Origin of the sequence: Sphingobacterium daejeonense (assembly GCF_901472535.1) — a bacterium.
Taxonomy (GTDB): domain Bacteria; phylum Bacteroidota; class Bacteroidia; order Sphingobacteriales; family Sphingobacteriaceae; genus Sphingobacterium; species Sphingobacterium daejeonense.
In genome coordinates, this window is sequence record NZ_LR590470.1 from 4365094 (window position 1) to 4380012 (window position 14919).

General features: G+C 49.3%; 15 protein-coding genes. 9 read left to right on the plus strand and 6 right to left on the minus strand.

The window, feature by feature from the left end; all coding sequences use genetic code 11:
• Positions 1 to 67 precede the first annotated feature (67 nt).
• On the plus strand, positions 68 to 703 hold the full coding sequence (locus FGL31_RS20765; protein WP_138094171.1) for a response regulator transcription factor: 636 nt from the start codon (positions 68 to 70) through the stop codon (positions 701 to 703).
• Here FGL31_RS20765 and FGL31_RS20770 read toward each other — a convergent pair.
• On the minus strand, positions 700 to 1746 hold the full coding sequence (locus tag FGL31_RS20770; RefSeq protein WP_138094173.1) for a glutaminyl-peptide cyclotransferase: 1047 nt from the start codon (positions 1744 to 1746) through the stop codon (positions 700 to 702). The genes FGL31_RS20765 and FGL31_RS20770 overlap by 4 nt on opposite strands.
• 454 nt (positions 1747 to 2200) lie before the next feature.
• Here FGL31_RS20770 and FGL31_RS20775 point away from each other — a divergent pair, with 454 nt between their 5' ends.
• From FGL31_RS20775 to FGL31_RS30150, 5 genes are all read left to right on the plus strand, one after another.
• Positions 2201 to 2575 carry a hypothetical protein gene (locus FGL31_RS20775; RefSeq protein ID WP_138094175.1) on the plus strand — a complete coding sequence of 125 codons (375 nt, stop codon included), beginning with the start codon at positions 2201 to 2203 and terminating at the stop codon, positions 2573 to 2575.
• Between the two features lie 601 nt (positions 2576 to 3176).
• The gene (locus FGL31_RS20780) at positions 3177 to 3407 is read left to right on the plus strand and encodes a hypothetical protein (protein WP_138094177.1); all 231 of its coding nucleotides are present in this window, start codon (positions 3177 to 3179) and stop codon (positions 3405 to 3407) included.
• Between the two features lie 68 nt (positions 3408 to 3475).
• Entirely contained in the window at positions 3476 to 3826 is a 351-nt protein-coding gene (locus tag FGL31_RS20785) for a hypothetical protein (RefSeq protein ID WP_138094179.1), read from the plus strand.
• Between the two features lie 258 nt (positions 3827 to 4084).
• Positions 4085 to 4384: a hypothetical protein gene (locus FGL31_RS22825; RefSeq protein WP_171017486.1), complete on the plus strand. Its 300-nt coding sequence runs from the start codon at positions 4085 to 4087 to the stop codon at positions 4382 to 4384.
• Entirely contained in the window at positions 4299 to 4526 is a 228-nt protein-coding gene (locus tag FGL31_RS30150; RefSeq protein ID WP_171017747.1) for a histidine kinase, read from the plus strand. Before FGL31_RS22825 ends, FGL31_RS30150 begins: the two co-directional genes overlap by 86 nt.
• Positions 4527 to 4667: 141 nt before the next feature.
• Here FGL31_RS30150 and FGL31_RS20795 read toward each other — a convergent pair whose 3' ends face one another.
• Positions 4668 to 4940 (minus strand): hypothetical protein, encoded by a 273-nt coding sequence (locus FGL31_RS20795; RefSeq protein ID WP_138094183.1) that lies wholly within the window; start codon positions 4938 to 4940, stop codon positions 4668 to 4670.
• A 76-nt stretch (positions 4941 to 5016) separates the two neighbouring features.
• On the opposite strand from FGL31_RS20795, the gene FGL31_RS20800 reads away from it, so the two are divergent.
• Positions 5017 to 5520 (plus strand): sensor histidine kinase, encoded by a 504-nt coding sequence (locus FGL31_RS20800; RefSeq protein WP_138094185.1) that lies wholly within the window; start codon positions 5017 to 5019, stop codon positions 5518 to 5520.
• Between the two features lie 54 nt (positions 5521 to 5574).
• Positions 5575 to 5970 carry a response regulator gene (locus FGL31_RS20805; protein WP_138094187.1) on the plus strand — a complete coding sequence of 132 codons (396 nt, stop codon included), beginning with the start codon at positions 5575 to 5577 and terminating at the stop codon, positions 5968 to 5970.
• Positions 5971 to 5989: 19 nt separating this feature from the next.
• Here FGL31_RS20805 and dnaG read toward each other — a convergent pair whose 3' ends face one another.
• Positions 5990 to 7969, minus strand: a complete 1980-nt coding sequence (gene dnaG, locus FGL31_RS20810; protein ID WP_138094189.1) for a DNA primase — start codon at positions 7967 to 7969, stop codon at positions 5990 to 5992.
• Positions 7970 to 8434: 465 nt separating this feature from the next.
• Positions 8435 to 9184 carry a hypothetical protein gene (locus FGL31_RS20815; RefSeq protein ID WP_138094191.1) on the minus strand — a complete coding sequence of 250 codons (750 nt, stop codon included), beginning with the start codon at positions 9182 to 9184 and terminating at the stop codon, positions 8435 to 8437.
• Positions 9185 to 11133: 1949 nt separating this feature from the next.
• On the opposite strand from FGL31_RS20815, the gene FGL31_RS20820 reads away from it, so the two are divergent.
• Complete coding sequence (locus FGL31_RS20820; protein ID WP_171017749.1) at positions 11134 to 12201, plus strand: PAS domain-containing sensor histidine kinase; 1068 nt, start codon at positions 11134 to 11136, stop codon at positions 12199 to 12201.
• An 854-nt stretch (positions 12202 to 13055) separates the two neighbouring features.
• On the opposite strand, the gene FGL31_RS20825 is transcribed toward FGL31_RS20820, so the two are convergent.
• Both FGL31_RS20825 and FGL31_RS20830 read right to left on the minus strand, forming a co-directional pair.
• Complete coding sequence (locus tag FGL31_RS20825) at positions 13056 to 13457, minus strand: helix-turn-helix domain-containing protein (RefSeq protein ID WP_138094195.1); 402 nt, start codon at positions 13455 to 13457, stop codon at positions 13056 to 13058.
• Positions 13458 to 14047: 590 nt separating this feature from the next.
• Positions 14048 to 14254: a hypothetical protein gene (locus FGL31_RS20830; RefSeq protein ID WP_138094197.1), complete on the minus strand. Its 207-nt coding sequence runs from the start codon at positions 14252 to 14254 to the stop codon at positions 14048 to 14050.
• Positions 14255 to 14919: the final 665 nt, after the last annotated feature.

The window sequence follows — 14919 nt, forward strand, 5'->3', positions numbered from 1 at the left end:
AAATTGAACGTTTAAATGCTGAAAACTTGGCTATCTTTAGCGATATTTAACCTTCGTCCTAAAGAAAATGTACAATACTGCCCATAGCATCGCTATTGTCGACGACCATTCCTTGATTCTTCAAGGCTTGGTAAGCCTATTGGACCGCATCAAAACCTATGAGGTCACAGCAACTTTTACCAAAGGTTCCGACCTGCTCAGCTACCTCCAAACCGACCCTGTGGACATTGTCCTGCTGGACATATCATTGCCCGACATCAACGGCATCGATCTATGCCTAGAAATCAAAAGAGTAGCACCCAATGTTATTATCTTGGGGCTCAGCAACCATACCGAACGAAGCGTGATCCTGCAGTTGTTGCAAAACGGCGCGTCCGGTTATTTGTTGAAGAACATTGATATCGAAGAGTTGGAGAATTGCCTCGATCAAGCAGTGTGCAAACAGATGGTTTTCAGTTCAGCTGTACAGGACATTATTGCCAATCCCATCAGCTCAGACCTGCCCTTACTACCAAAACTAACAAAAAGAGAAACTGAAATCCTGAAACTGATCGCCTCAGGGAAGACCTCCGTGCAGATCGCAGAGGAATTGTTTCTGTCCCCGCTCACCATCGAAACCCATCGGAAAAGGATGATGAGCAAGTTCAAAACAAAAAATATGATGTCGCTAATAAAAATAGCAACCGAGAATAGATTGATCTAACGTTCCTTTAAACGAACCTCATAAAGCTTGGTCCATAACTTTCCAGTCAATAGCAATGTCTTGGTATCAGGCTTATAAGCAATACCGTTCATCTCATTGTCATAAGGAGCACGCTTGCCATCATATAAGCCCACAAAATTAATCTTCCCTTCAATTACTCCAGTCTCCGGGTTGATAATCACAATCTCATCCCTATCACCATGATATAGATTGGCATATACTTTACCATCGATAAATTCAAGTTCATTGATGCTGTCAACAGAACCATTATCATCAAAAACCTCGATCGATCCGGTCTCGGTTAGATTCTCAGGGTCTAGGAAATATAGTCGGCTCGTACCGTCCGATTTTATGAACCTATTGCCGTCATGGGTAAGGCCCCAACCTTTGGTGCTCTTCTGATAATCGAATGATCCGAGTTGTTTGAAATTGCGCTTGTCGTAAATGTGACCCCGATTGTTTTCCCATGTCAGAACGTACATCCTGTCCCCGACCACGGTCATTCCCTCGCCAAACTCATCTCCTGCCATATCAGCCCGTTCAAGAACCTCGCCGGTAGCCAGGTCAACTTTCCTCAACGTAGATTCCCCCCACCTTCCAGTGGTCTCATAGAGGGTCCCATTGTCATAATAAAGCCCTTGGGTAAACGCAGCCGGATCATGGGGATAGACGTTCAACACCTCGAAGGAGTAGGCGGTGGGGGCCACAGGGACAACCTGGATATCCCTGTAGGCAATTTCCTGGGACCGATTGGCGTACAGCTTGGCACTCAGTGTCTTGTTCCCGTAACCGTACGGGTCAGTATCGAGATCCAAGGAATTCGTGTCCGTCCTGACCTCAAGAACTTCACCGTCCAGAGAATAAACTACGGAATCGATCTGCGGGTCCGGGAAGTTCAATCTTAGGGTAACTTTTTCACCCTTTTGGACCTTGAGGGTACCGGAAGGCTCAGAAAATTCGAACTTACCACTCTGGGTCCTACACGAAGAAAGGAAAACCGTCAGAATGGGAACCATAAATAATAATTTGACTTTAGATCTCATTGTCTGTCTTAATTTGATGAATTAACGATTAAAAGGCATCACACTACCGACAAACCATGTTGGGTCGATAGGAAAGTGGCCAGTTAGCGGGCCGTAATTCTGATCCCGGCACTGGTTCATTGAGTACCAGACCAAATTTAGCATTATTTTTATGCATACTCCAAAATTTCATTGTAGCGTTTTATCCATATCAATGTTTCCGGACCGCTGTACAAGCGATTGATTGATTCGGGAATTCGACCAAGACCATAAAAACGAATAAAATAAAACTTTTTGGGGAACAAATCGTTACCCTGAAAGGCTTTCGGGGAAAAAAGGCGATGCAGCCTACTTTCCCCTGCTCTAGCCCTCCCGGTCGGTAATGCCTACAATTGTGCGTTGTTCCTGCTCCCAATGGGCTATCATCCTGTGACAACAGGTCATATAGAATTATAACCGAAAAAACTATCCGTTAATGACCAAGAAACGTACGAGACTTTTTAAAACAACAACGGTTTTCAGACTGTTCCCTCATCCTTTCGACCTTAAAAGGAACCCCTTGAAAAGGTATGATGAGGACAGGGCATTTACAGACGCCGTTGCCAACCTTACCCGCCCAGCTTTTGAACTTTTCTACCTCCACCACCTTGAACACTTCCTGGAATCAAGATCCGGTAATTTCAGGGACTTCAACCTCAGGTTGAACTGCATCCTCAGGGAAAGGATAAAAGAGCTCGAATCCCATTTCCAGGACACTGGTTATTTTCCCAAGGACATGGATGCGGTCCATCTCATGGAATTCCAGGAATTCATCGCCAAAAAACTCTTCTTGCCCTACAGAAAAACTTGAGCTGTTCCATAAGGTATTGCTCCGTGGACTGGTGGACAAATGTGAAAGACGTTAAGGGGAACTTTGGAACGGATTGGATTTTGCATTCTTGGGGGGGATTTTAGGAAATAAAACCCGGGGCGTACTTGGCCATCCCGGGCATAACGAAATTTCTAAGCATCGCTTAGCTTTTGTTAAATTAGTTATTTTTTTCAATGGTGGCGCAACTTCCGTACAAAAATAATATCGATCATCTCTCCTGCTGGTCCCGGGTGGCCAATCGGGCCATTTTCCCAATCACCGCTGAGTCCTGAATTTCAAAAACTTATCAAAACTTCGCCGTCTTTTTCTCCAAGATGCTTCGGCATTCCTGGCCCCCTCGAGATTTTTTTTAAGAATCCTCATCAATGAAAGGAAAAGCCGGATGAATTCCCGAAATACCAGTTCAATAAATCTTTCTGGCCGAAAAGGAAGGCACCATAACCTGAGCAACCACCAACCCTGGCAACTTCGACAGGAAGCTAATGAAGCCCTACCCCGACCCCCAGAGAGCAAACAGCTCGATCCTATTGGTCCAAAATTTTTCCTTCGGCCCAAACTTATATATCCAGCAGATTGTTATATGCAGGAAAGGAGATACATCATGCCCGAAATTCTGACATTCAAGAGTACGATTTCTAAAGAGGGACTGGAGCTGACCAGTGTAGTGTCCGATGCCATCCTCCAGGTTGAGGAACTGCTGAGGAAAATAGAGGAAGTGAAGGAATTTACCTACAAAGGGTATGACATTCACGAATTCAACAGCAATTGCGACATGTTGCTGATAAAGTTCAGTATCCAGTGGAGGGGGTGAGCAAACAATAAAGAGCGTCATTAGCCAAACTATAAATAGACCGATGAACAGACAAAAATCATTTACATATGACCGACAAACAGAGAATAATAGAAAAGATCGATAAGTACATACATATCTTCAAGCTCATCAACATTGGGATTCTGCCATGTTCGGCCAGGGAGATTTTTCGTGAATATTTCCACGTCCCCTCTGCAGGGGCAACCTATTCAGAAGATCTCCCTCAGAATGGGGAGAGGGTGTATTTAAGTGTCAAGGATGAAAAAAAAGAGCTGCTTCCGGAGGTTTTCGTGGACTTTTTGAGGGATCTGAACGAAAAGAACAAGTCCCTGCCTGATCCGATCGAAAGTGCCGACCTGTCAGAATTCAGTGTCAGGTCCCAGGGCGGACCATCTTCCATCCCACAAGGCAGGGCCTGATGGGAAACGCAATATCCCCATTACTGCCAAGGGTTACGCCTGGATTGATTTGGGATCCCGTGGGATATCGTTAAAGTGTATATTTTTTCATTATATCCATTTTGAGCTAGGATATAGCTGGAGGAGGACTTACACGGCCAGGCAGCCTGAGCTTCTTAACGATTGTTACCAGTTATTAAACGAAAAAGGGAAGTTTCTCGTGGTAAAGAATAGAATGACCGATAAAACATTTAGACGATTGGCCACAATCTACGGGCATTGGTCGAGACGACCGACGAACTCAGTATCCAGGAAATTTACATATCCCACATCTCTCCCCTCGGCAGGGTTGAAGGCAGTTTCATTGGCAAGGATCTATCCATCCTGCTGGCGAAGAACATCTCCCAGCGCATCAAGGATCTGCTCGAGAATCCTCCCCTCTGGCACTTCTTAAATGTTTCGGTTCCAGGCAGCAGGCAAAAAAACGACCTCCGTGCTGCCGTCGAACGCCAGGGGGGGAGCGATAAGGATCCTGGTATTTCCGGGAGACGGAAAGCAGGTAGCTCCAGACCTCAATGAAGAACTTGAGGCGGAGAGGGAGCGCATAGGGAGGCTCCTTCACGACGAAGTGGGCCAGCTGCTGTATGCCGCCAGGTTGAATTTACAGCACTTTCTGTCCCAGCACCAGGCGCACCTGGGAGACATTACCCCGACCAAGTGAATATTGGGCGAGGCCATACAGAAAATCCGAAAGATATCTTATGAGCTCTCTCCAAAGACGCTTCTGGACTTTGGATTGCAGAGTGCCATGGGCGAGATGGAGGCAAAGCTCCAGAACGGGGGCATTAAGGTTGACGGCCAGTTATATGGTCCGGAAAACAACTTGATGAAAAGCGAGAAATTTTTGGTTTACAGGATCTGTCAGGAACTGCGGAACAACAGCCTTAAACACTCCCATGGCACCCATATCAGGATAGTTGCGAAGGTAGAGGGCACCAAGGCCACGGTCACCGCCATCGACAAAGGCGATGGTTTCCATACAACCGGCGGTGAAGTGTTCCATCTCGGTTCTGGGCTTGCCCGAATAAGGGAGGCCGTCCGGGTCAGGTTCGGTACGGTTAAATTGAAAAAACACCCAATTTGGCACCTTGTGTCTGTAAGCCTTTTCCTCATGGGCGGGCCATACAAGTTATTGAAATACCACATTACTATTGGCATTAACAATCGGCCATTCTGTAACCAAGGAATTCTTCCATCCTGCACGATTGATCGGACAGTTAATACAGGTACAGAAGTACGCTGCAGACAAAAAGGGGCTGGACCTTGCCACGGACATCGCCATAGCAGAGCAAATCCAGATCTATAGCTGTGAGTTCAGGATAAAGCAGATAGTATCAAACCTGCTCAGTAATGCCATAAAATACACGTCCAAGGGGACCGTTTCGATCTCAGTCCGAATCTCGGAAAGCAACGGGCACCCAGCTCTCCAAGTTAGGGTGGAGGTGACTGGAACGGGTATCAGCAAAGATCAGCAAAAGTACATTTTCCGCCAGTACTACAGGATTAGGGAAAACTCTCGGGCCACAGGGTTCGGCCTTGGCCTGTACATCAGTAAGCTACTGGCAGAACAGATCGACGGAAAGATAACGGTGCGGAGCACACCGGGCAGAGGATCAACTTTTCGCTGCAGGTCAGACTGGCCAAAGATGGAATAAAAATAGACCACCAGTGGGCCAAAAAGCATTTCGTACATCCCTAAGGACATCAGGATGGTTATTATTGAGGACAACAAGATAAACAGTTTCTATATGTCTCAACTCAACGAAGGGTTTGGCAATGTCAGGGTATTCCTGAACAGTGATGCCGTGGACTTCACCCTTGCTAATCCCGTTGACCTCATCCTGACCGACCTGCACATGCCCGGACCTGACGGATGGGATGCCCTGAGAATGGTCCGCAAGGAAAGGGAATTCCTACCAGTCCTCGCTTTGACCTCAGAGAACAGGGACAGTTTCTATACAGGAAGAGAGGACACCGAAGACCGCTTTGACCGCGTGCTTTCCAAACCCCTGGTTTCCACGGAACTGGCGGAGGCGGTTCTATCCTGCCGTCAATCAAGGGCAGCGGGCCTCACCAAGGGCTGGAAAAGGGTCAAAAAATCCTAGGGTTGAGAAACTTGGGAGTTCACTTTACGACGGTATTTCCCAACAGCCCGCCAAGTAGCTTTTCAGCTTCCTTGAGCTTTTGGTACTTGTCCAGGAGGATCTGCAGGTTGGCCGGATCCTGTTCAGCCTTAATTTCCTCCCTGAACCTTTCCATCTCCACCTCGACCTTGATCTTTTTCATCCTGTAGATCAGCTGTACCACGAGTTCCTTCAACTGGTCCCTTTCCTGGGGAACAAATATCTTTCGCTTGTCGTCGTTCCAGTTCGGACTCACCTCATACCTGTTTGCCAAACAGTCTATCGCCATTTTGGCCACCAGGGGATCTGCATGGGAGAAAAAATACCTGGCCTCTGGCACCTCGAAACGCTCTGAGTGAGCACGGAACTCCTCAACGATCTTTCTGCTCACATGGTCACTCAAGGTGATATCCTCCAGACTTGCCAAAAGGTACGGTGCAACCGGGAGATCTGCGTCCCCTTCCCAGGTCACCTGTTCCCTGCCGTAATTCAGCAGCACCCTTACCAGTTCGCGTTCCATAAGGACCTCGGAGGACTCGGGATTACCAGGTTTTGGCGGAAGTACGCCCTGCGACTCCATTGCTGCGAGCATTTCCGCAGGGATGAATCCATCGTCCGGGATCTGGGAATTACTTTCCGCAGACGGTCCCTGGGCCGATTTTGAGACATTCTTGGCACGCTCCAGCCTCATCTTGTTCAGCTCGGTCAACAGGACCCTCTCCTCGATCTGGAGGAGACTGCTGCACTGCTGTATGTATACAGAGACCTTGATTTCATCTGGGATAAGGGAGATGCTCTTTACAACCTCACGGATAACTTCTGACCGCTTGATCGGATCATGGCCAGCCTCGCCGAGCAGGACCCTGGTCATGTAAAAGACGAAATCCTCCTCGTTTTTCTCCAGGTAGGCCCGGAATGAGGAGGGACCGTGCTTTTGGATGTAAGAATCGGGGTCGTTCCCGTCTGGGAAGAGCAGCACTTTGACGTTCATGCCTTCCTCGAGCAACATCTCGGCACCTCGGATGGATGCTTTGATCCCAGCTTGGTCCCCGTCGTACAGGATGACCACATTGCGCGTGAACCTTCTTATGAGCTTGATCTGGCCAGTGGTAAGAGAAGTGCCCGAGGAGGCTACCACGTTTTCGACCCCCGCCTGATGGCAGGAGATGACGTCGGCGTACCCTTCCACCAGGTAGCACGCATCGCTGTCCACTATAGCTCTCTTGGCCAGATGTATTCCATAGAGCACATTTGACTTGTGGTAAATGTCCGATTCAGGAGAATTAACGTATTTGGGCACCTTCTTGTCAGTCTTTAGGGTCCTGGCCCCAAATCCTATAACCCTTCCGGTCAAGTTGTGGATGGGAAAGATAACGCGTGCCCTGAACCTGTCATACAGCGAACCGTCCTCCCGCTCGATTGCAAGGCCAGCCTCCAGGAGGTATTCCGCGGAGTGTCCCTCCCTTTTGGCCGAGTCCACGAGGGCCGTCCAGTTTTCCGGGGAATAACCCAGTTCAAATTTCCTAATGGTCTCCTCATGGTAGCCCCGCTCATGGAAGTAGCTCAGGCCAATGTTCCTTCCCTGCTCGGTCTCCAGTAGCTGTTCGGCGAAATATCTGCCTGCCCATTTGCTCAAGACGTAGAGGCTCTCGCGTTTCCCCTGAACCTGCTGCTGTTCTTGGCTAACCTGCTCTTCTTCAACGGGGATACCGTATTTGTTCGCCAGATAGCGGATAGCCTCGGGATATGAATACTTTTCATGTTCCATGACGAATTTCAGGGAATCCCCTCCCGCACTGCACCCAAAGCATTTGTAAATGCCCTTGGAGACAGAAACATGGAAGGAAGGGGTCTTTTCGTTATGGAAAGGACAGTTGCCTATGAGCGAGGTGCCCCGCTTCTTCAGGTCTACGAACTCCCCCACCACCTCTTCAATCCGAGCTGCGTCCAGGACCATTTCAATTGTTTCCTTCTTGATCATCTTGAACAAAGATAGCAATATAAGTCCATTGCTGGGTATAGGATTAACGTTGCCCACCACATCCGGGATCCAGTGTTCATGGATATATCACCAAGCCCAACGGACCCCCCTGGACACCCTTGCAAGGTATATCCCCATGCGCTTGCTTTCCCTTGATCCTTTCGGGCCACAGCCCCCTTAACTAGATCCTGCTCGGCCTAGTCCTGTCAAAGAAACGCACATAGTGAACATATCCCAGATCGTGGAGGTCCCTGAGGCAGCTGAAGTAGGAGGCCAGTGACATCTTGGACATCGTCGCCCCCTGGACTCCGAACATGCTTACCGGACCTGTCGGTCCGTTTTCAAGGTGCGTTCCCAAAAGGGCAGGAAAAACGGCCATATGGCGGCATGAAACCCTGGGATCCATTTCCAAACGGCGAAACGATCGGGGCAGGAAATTTCCCAGTGCCAGCAGCCAACCGAGTTTCACGGCTTCCCTGGTTTGTGACCCGATCTTCGGACCTGTATCTGCCGTTGCTGTTCCTGTAACTTTGCGCCATTTCGTTGAACGTGCTGTCGGTCGTCAATAAATTCCTGCCTAATACCCTTTCCATTGTAGATGCATACGGCCTTGAAGCGCGGAAGTGCTTCAACGTACAGTTTCTCGGGACCGCTGCTAAGATCGAAAGTGACCAGCTGCCGGTTTCCCCTCTTGAGGGACTCGAGGACCCGTTTGCGGGAATCCGGATCAGAGATCTCACGGATCGGAAACCTTTCCAGCTGCTTTTCAAGATCATAGCCGTTACTCTCGTAGAACTTGGACATCCTGTACTGTCCCTGGATGTCCATCTCCTTGGTGTCCAGCTGGCACCAAGCCCTGTAGGGCTCACCGTTCATGTTGGTAAACTGTTTGTGGACCGATCGGCCGCACATCAGGTTGTATGCCTCCTTTAGGGTGAACCTCTCCCTTCCGTTCACGTAGAATTTTCTCGGCCCTTGCTTTGAATCCGCGGGGATTTCGAGGGTATATGAGTTGAAGAAATAGTGCTCTGTCTTTCTGCTCTGGGAGAACTGGAGCTCCGCCGAGACGGTTTGGCCGCTGACAATTCCCTGGAAGTGTAGTTGGAATTCCTTTTTGCCCCTTGAAATCTTTGATTGGAGGGCTTCGTGCAATTTGTTCCCAAAGCCAGCATAGAAAATCTGGTCTTTGAGGTAGTCGTAATTTTCTTTGTTCATTCTGCTTGAATTTAGTTATAGGATGGTATCTGCAATACCTTGCTCATTTGGCCGTGTCCGGTTTTAACGTCGATTCTCATTCCTCCATTTGGCTCGGATACCCCCACTGATAGAAATTTCCCTCGCGAAAAGGTGAATTGTGGAAACACGGCAACAATGGTGTGATGGATGTACGGAGCGAACCTATCCATGGCTCTATCACATAATCTGGAACGACTTCCAACTCTTGGAGGGCAGTCCGCCCTGTTCTCCCAGAGGCCTGAAAAATTTAGTCAAGGGGCGCGCCTGCACCAAAGGTTCCAGAAGCTGGGTACCCCAGTTCGATCAGGGATAGCAGCGGCCCCAAAGTTCGTCCAATTGAGAACTGTCTGGAGGCTCTAGGCCCTGCACGAGAAACCTCTCCCTGAGAAGCTCTCCACCCTGTTTGCGTGTCAACGGTTCTCCAAGTGCAACTCCGTCCCATTCTGCCCTGCTCCTTCGATCAGCGGCCAGATATATCCGGAGCTGGGAGAGAAGTTCGGATGATCCCTCAGGTATCTGACCAATTTGCCCTTCTGACGATGGGGCAAGGGAGGTATACCTCCCTTGCCCTGTCCGTTTGGACCTGTGAGACGATCCATGATGCCTATCCCGTAATGGGCAGATAGCATCCGTGCATAGTAGGCTGCCGTCAAGATGACAGTCGCAGTTATGAAGCCCGTCCAGGTAATAAAATTTAGCATATCCTTCCTTGTAGCGGCCAAGGATGCACCCATCAGATTGCCGGCCATTTAATATTCCAAAGAAAGCCCATCTCTGGGCAACAGGCAAGCACAAGTTTAGCTTGTATCCTAACTGTGCCTCCAGGACGACTTTTTCTGCGGAAGTGTATCGGGCAGTCCTTCTCCCTGCCGGGCCGGGACCGACAACTGGAAGCAAGGTGGCGAGATGTGATGGGAATTCTCTCGAGGAATTTTATCTGCAAGTAAGCTTTATGGTACCTGAAAGGTACCTCGTTGGGGACGCGGGGAGGGGAATCTCCCATGCAAGGGTAATAGCTAAGGCAAAGGAAGCCGGAGACCGGGCAGACCCTTGGTGGTGTGGGGCGCTCAGTCTCCTCTGATCAACTTTATCAGTTCTTCCCTTAGCGCGGGACGGTCCTTAAGGGTTGCCCGAACGAAGTTTATGGATTCCTCCATGCCCAGGTTCTCCTTGAACCAGAGTGCATGTCGCAGCACAAACGACCTGATGTTCAGTTCACTATAATCTTCTGTGTGAAGGTTTTTCGGCATGCTTTTTATTCTTTATGACACTGTCAGGGCCCCTTCGGTTTAATCCTTGTTCACAAAGGGTATAAATACCCGGTCAAGTGCCGCCAACTACTGTGCATCGCCCGTGCATCACCTTACGAAGCAGCCAAGGGGCCACCGGCGCATCCCATGACCGATTTTAACAGGGTAATCCGGTGGCATCCGTCTTCGAGGGTTTCATGGATTTCCTCACCTTCAGGGCGCTCCACAGGTACTTGGACGAGAGCAGGATGGACTATGCCGTTCTCAACTCCGTTCCTATGTTCGGCAGGCCCCTTCTGGTGCTGAAGGGACCCCAGCAAGACTCTCTCTATCTGGACACGGACAGGGGCATCGATCGGGAGTAGGCCAGCTTCACAAAGAGCAGGCAAGATCAGGGAGTTCGACAAGAAGCATGTTCACATGATCTAGATGCAGATCAAGAAGGACGTTGAGGACCTCCCCTATTCGGAGATAGACAGGCCCCTTTCCGATCCGAGCACCCGTCACCTGGTTGTGCCCCGAATATGTTGCCGGTCCCACATTCAGCTGACCGGCTGTCACGGTTCCGGACTGTTCTGGGCCCGTGAGGCTCCCGTTAGGAAAAAACAGACATCGGTCAATGGATTTATCGATCAATTCACTAACTTGCAGCAATTAACAACTAACTATCCAGAAGCCATGACAAACATCGCACTTAAGGTGCTGACCGAGAATTCCAACCTGATGGTGTTTTCCCTTGACAGGGAATCCGGGCTTTTCGAACATGCCAACCATGCCTTCCGCTTCTTCCAGGAGATTCAGGGACCGTTGCAGAACATACAGGACCTGGCAGACCGGCTGCCAGTGGAGGACAGGGATCTTCTGCAGGCCAGGCTCCTGGGGATAGAGAACAGCCCGATCGAGGGAACGGTCGTCAAGTTCTCAGGCGAGGGCGGGCAGGTTTACCTTGAACTCAACATGTACCCATACCGCGATGCGGGCATCTCCAAGATCGCCGGATATGCTCGAGACGTGACCCTGCAGACCGAGTTCCAGCAGGCCATCCTCGGCCACAACTCCAAGAAGAACGCCATCCTCAATATCCTGAGCCATGATCTTGTGGGTTCCCTGGCAATTCTGGAAAAACTTGCGGTCCTCGCACTGGAGACCTCCGGCAGGAAACAGGGCGATCCCCTGGTTCCCGTCCTCACCTCCATGCAGGAGATGTGCCGGAGCAATGCCGGTCTGATCAGGGGCTTTCTTAGGAAGGAGTTCCTTACCTCGATGGGGGTCCCACTGAACCGGGTGAGGGCGGACCTGAACGATATGCTCAAAGGTTTCATGGGACAGTTTGCATCCATGGCAGCGGAATGCGGGATAAGCGTCCAATACGATCAGGTCAAGAGCCCCGTCCACCTGTTCATCGACCAGGACAAACTGATCCAGGTCCTGAACAACCTTCTGTCCAATGCCCTCAAGTTCACTCCCAGTGGTGGTATGGTGCGGGTATGGGTGGAGAGCGGCCGAGACCTTGTCACCATCTGCGTGAGTGACACCGGAATAGGGATCCCTGCGCACCTTAAGGAGCATGTCTTCGAGAAGTTCAGCAGTTCCAAAAGGACAGGGCTCAACGGTGAGGAACCCCACGGGATGGGGCTATGGGCAGTAAAGACGATGGTCGAATGGATGGGCGGGAACATAAGGGTGGACAGCACCGAGGGACAGGGGACAGAGTTCCGGATTGAACTGCCCATCACCCAGAGCTGAAACCCGGACAGCAGACCGGACCATGGCACCCATCGAAACCAACAGTATCCCGGGTGTGATTTGCCCTAGCTCAGAAGGGACCGGACGGAATTTTGCACCTATCCTCACCCCGACTTTCCTTAACCCAAGGACAGTCGCTATATTTATGCGTTTTCTATAGCCGCACTCACGTGCACTTAGTACTTTGCCCAAGGGATTCAATCCGTTGGGCTAGTTTTTTATGGCCCAATTTTACTATCTTTACGGCAGTCAGGAAATGAGTAACGGCGAATGTTTAGCCAACGGTCCAGAACCGTTGGTTTTTTTTGGAACACGGTCTGCCCCAGCCTGGCTATGCAGGAATCCCGGAAATCGGCCAATGGCATTATTTTTTATTTTTTTGAACCAAAGCCAGATCTGCGTGTTCTTTATTCAGTTTATATTTGTTAATGTAATTGCAAGGAGTCGGTATGCCCCCTAAAGAGGGGGCTTGATCCGGTGGATGCTCTTACAGCGAAGCTACTCCATCCATATTAATTTTCAACAAGCCAAGCCACCCGCCATACGGGTGGCTATTCTTTTTTTTGCTCGCCTGCTCTGTCCATGGAAAGGTCCTCAGGTCCTATTGGTCTACCGGTAGTTGCTAAAACCGACCACTGCCATAGCCAGCCCGGCCTTAACTTTCCAACGTTTCAGGAAATTGTCAGACCAGTAACGCCTCGGAATAGTGGCTTCAGGAAGAATTTCTTTATCCCCTTGTGAGCCCACCAAAAGATGGACCGACCCGATCATATGGAAGGGCCGTTCAACAATCAAGCCCCGGGGCCGGAACTAAGTACCATTGGAGTAAAGGAAAATCCGAGGGCATCTCACTTTCAGTTCGCCCTCTTCTGCCTGAAGTAATCTGTCGGATTGACCCCGTGGGCGGTCTTGACGTAGTGTGAGAATTTAAAATAGCTAGAGAAACCCGCTAGGAGAGCTATGGCTGTAAGGTTATAGATCGCCCCCGGCCCAAGGTCGTCTATCAGTTCCTGGACGTATCCCAATCTCAAGCTATTGATATATCCGCTGAAGTTAGTCCCAAAACCCCTGTTGATCACACGGGAGAGGTATTTTTTGTTTACCCCGACATCTTCCGTAAACCTATCGATGTTGTAACGGGGATCCCTATAGTGCTTCCCCATTTCCCATTGCTTGATCCTCTTGATTATAATTTCCTCTTTTTCGGGCTTTAGGGAGTATCTCTTCTTTTCAGTCCCTCCTGCATTTTGACTCATACCAAACTAATAAACCGTTCGTGTTTTTTTTCCAAAGATACAATTTACATCGAAATCGGGGAGCAGATCAATGGTCCTCTGCCCCAACAGGTCCGGGGGGGGCCGGGGAAGGAGGAAATTCTTCTTCGCGCTGTCACCTGACCTTGCCCGGAATTAAACCTATATGGTTCTCCCTACCCATCGCACAGCTTTCCTGACATCTATCCCCTGGGATTTCAAGAGAAGTGAACTTTAGAGTGCCATTGGAACAGGACATATCTAAACACCTGGGGTCATCCCGCATTACCCCTTGTCCATTCCGTGTCTCTCCATGGTTCCCTATTCCGGGGACAGCTACCGGGCAATATTTCGTGACCTGCACAGCCCCCCCTGTTTCCACATATCGGGGGACTTTTTGTTCCACAAAAAAACCTCCATGGGATTTGGAGGTTTCTTGCTAACTACTTTTGAAAAACATTTGAATGACCCAAATATATCGATTTATTTAAATAAATTATAGAATTTCAGTTCATTTAGAGGAAGAGGGATAGCCATGGGAACTTTCACGTGTAAGAGGTGACAACAAATGATCACCGGGAACCGCGGCCATCTCAACCGGAATTTATGCTGGCCCTCAATATTCTCACAACACTCCACTTGTCCTGTTCGCCCTTTATAGCGGTTACATTAAAAGTCGACCCGAATTCGTCTATCGTGAACTCTATCTTATCAGCCCCGGATTGCCCAGTTATTCTGAGCAGCTCGTCCTGTGCAGTTATCTTCAGGAACTCTCGTTGCACATCTGTCAGTAACTCCATAATGTTCAGATAAAAATTGATTTATAAATATAGCAAAAAATCGAACATTTATTTATAAAAAAAACCTCCTTATGGTAAGGGAGGTCACTACCTATTGAATTAAACAACTCAAATTCAAGTATTATGGAAAATCAAATATAACATATCCGGACCATAATCGGACCAAAAAATTATAGATTCATCAAGTTTTCCCTATCGGGCTGGCGATCTGCGATGTAAAAAGATGATCGGTTACCACGAGGCAGTCCGAGATGAACAGCGAAGTTGGGCCGTAACCCGAAGGACAGTGTTTTGGAAGAGGGCCAAAATCTCCCGTAGCGGAATGATGTCCGGCCTTCAGAGCTTTCTGTTCTGCTCCCTGGTACGTATTGGAGAAAAAGGAGTTTAGTCAAAATCGTAGAAATCCGAAAGAAATGGCTTTTTCTCCTGGGTTGGTCCCCCGGCCCCTTCTGATTCCATTGCCGGTGCTTATCGTGGTCATTCCGCTCTCTAAAATTCCGCTCCCCTTTGCCCAAATGATCCTTTATGGAGATCGGACTTCGATCGTTCCTTCCATCTGGTACACTTGCTGCCAGCGTACTTTACTGCGTTGCGGAAAAATCCATGATTTAGTCTGGTTCGCTCCCGTTATGTCCATTCGCCCCGAAAGTTCAGGCAATAATCAA

Bases quoted from the DNA above. Each gene is read 5' to 3' on its own strand.
- FGL31_RS20765 (WP_138094171.1), top strand. From the start codon at position 68: ATGTACAATACTGCCCATAGCATCGCTATTGTCGACGACCATTCCTTG.
- FGL31_RS20825 (WP_138094195.1), bottom strand. From the start codon at position 13,457: ATGAGTCAAAATGCAGGAGGGACTGAAAAGAAGAGATACTCCCTAAAG.
- FGL31_RS20770 (WP_138094173.1), bottom strand. From the start codon at position 1,746: ATGAGATCTAAAGTCAAATTATTATTTATGGTTCCCATTCTGACGGTT.
- FGL31_RS20830 (WP_138094197.1), bottom strand. From the start codon at position 14,254: ATGGAGTTACTGACAGATGTGCAACGAGAGTTCCTGAAGATAACTGCA.
- FGL31_RS20815 (WP_138094191.1), bottom strand. From the start codon at position 9,184: ATGAACAAAGAAAATTACGACTACCTCAAAGACCAGATTTTCTATGCT.
- FGL31_RS20780 (WP_138094177.1), top strand. From the start codon at position 3,177: ATGCAGGAAAGGAGATACATCATGCCCGAAATTCTGACATTCAAGAGT.
- FGL31_RS20775 (WP_138094175.1), top strand. From the start codon at position 2,201: ATGACCAAGAAACGTACGAGACTTTTTAAAACAACAACGGTTTTCAGA.
- FGL31_RS20805 (WP_138094187.1), top strand. From the start codon at position 5,575: ATGGTTATTATTGAGGACAACAAGATAAACAGTTTCTATATGTCTCAA.
- dnaG (WP_138094189.1), bottom strand. From the start codon at position 7,969: ATGATCAAGAAGGAAACAATTGAAATGGTCCTGGACGCAGCTCGGATT.
- FGL31_RS20820 (WP_171017749.1), top strand. From the start codon at position 11,134: ATGACAAACATCGCACTTAAGGTGCTGACCGAGAATTCCAACCTGATG.
- FGL31_RS20785 (WP_138094179.1), top strand. From the start codon at position 3,476: ATGACCGACAAACAGAGAATAATAGAAAAGATCGATAAGTACATACAT.